General features: G+C 26.2%; 2 protein-coding genes. Both read left to right on the top strand.

Features of this window, described 5'->3' with window-relative positions:
* The first annotated feature begins 279 nt into the window (after positions 1 to 279).
* The gene (locus ACEW7V_RS03045; RefSeq protein WP_374695399.1) at positions 280 to 501 is read left to right on the top strand and encodes a hypothetical protein; all 222 of its coding nucleotides are present in this window, start codon (positions 280 to 282) and stop codon (positions 499 to 501) included.
* A gap of 45 nt (positions 502 to 546) precedes the next feature.
* On the top strand, positions 547 to 909 hold the full coding sequence (locus ACEW7V_RS03040) for a hypothetical protein (RefSeq protein WP_374695398.1): 363 nt from the start codon (positions 547 to 549) through the stop codon (positions 907 to 909).
* The last annotated feature ends 225 nt before the right edge of the window (positions 910 to 1,134 follow it).

The following is a 1,134-nucleotide window of genomic DNA, read 5'->3' as shown; positions in this document are numbered from 1 at the left end:
TAATGCTTCGTTCGAACACGTATTACTAACTGCTCTGCCAACTATTAAATATTTTTTAGAAGAATATGCCTAAAAGACCGTTTAAAAAGAATACAATATTGATTTAGATGTTCAATATATAGTTCATGGTTAAACAAACCAATGAATTACTTTTAAACAAAAAGTTGATGCTAAATTAGACGCTCATGTACATAGTTTAAATATTTTTAATAAAGAAAATCCAAATATTCCAGATCAAGATAAATTAACGTTTAGCCAAGTAGTTTATTTAGCTAAAATTTGGGCTTTGCTAAACCTAATACTTTTAATAATTTAAAAGGAATTCAAAAAAACAATCACCCTAACAACCTTAAAATTTTGATGCCACAAGACAATTTTCAACGTTCTTTAGCTTTGCACGTGTTGCAAGAATTAAAAATTATTGAAGAAATAAACCCGAGACGCACTCTTAGCACTGAAGAACAATTTAATTTAAAAACTACAGATTTTAAAACCTACTAATTTATATCCACAGAAGCGCAGAATACACTACTGAATCCGAATTTAATGACAATTACATCTAGATTCCTTGCTCCTAATGATTTTGATTTATGTCTTAATTATCCTACTATTATGGGATTGGGAATAAATAATTTTATATCACTAGGAATAATGCAAAAACCCACTAATTTAGATGATATTATTTATTCTTATACCATTTCTTTAGTGACTACTAACAATAATAAAAATAACTGGAAAATTAAAATTTTACAAGATATTTTAAAAAGAAGAAGAAGCTATGCATATATGGAAAAAAGCCAATTTGCAACCAATTTTTATATGATTCCAAGACAAGAAGTTAAACAAATAAGTAAAAACATTAAAGATAAATATTTAGGCAAAACAGGCGCTGCTCCTGCTTCTAATTAATGGAAAACTCAATGGAAAATAATATTTTTTATTCGTTTGTGGAATGTTTTAGCTAAAAATCAATTGGTATGGAATGGTTTAAAGAAATATAAAATTACTTTAATAGGTTGTTTATTGCTTTTTTCTAGGGCTTATTTTAGGAGTTTTATTATATTTATTCTAAAACACAAAAACATTATAAAAGATCAGCTGGATTTTAAATAGTTTGATGATTTTTTCATTTCA

This window comes from Areca yellow leaf disease phytoplasma (assembly GCF_041920595.1).
This window is presented reverse-complemented; position numbering and strand designations above follow the sequence as displayed.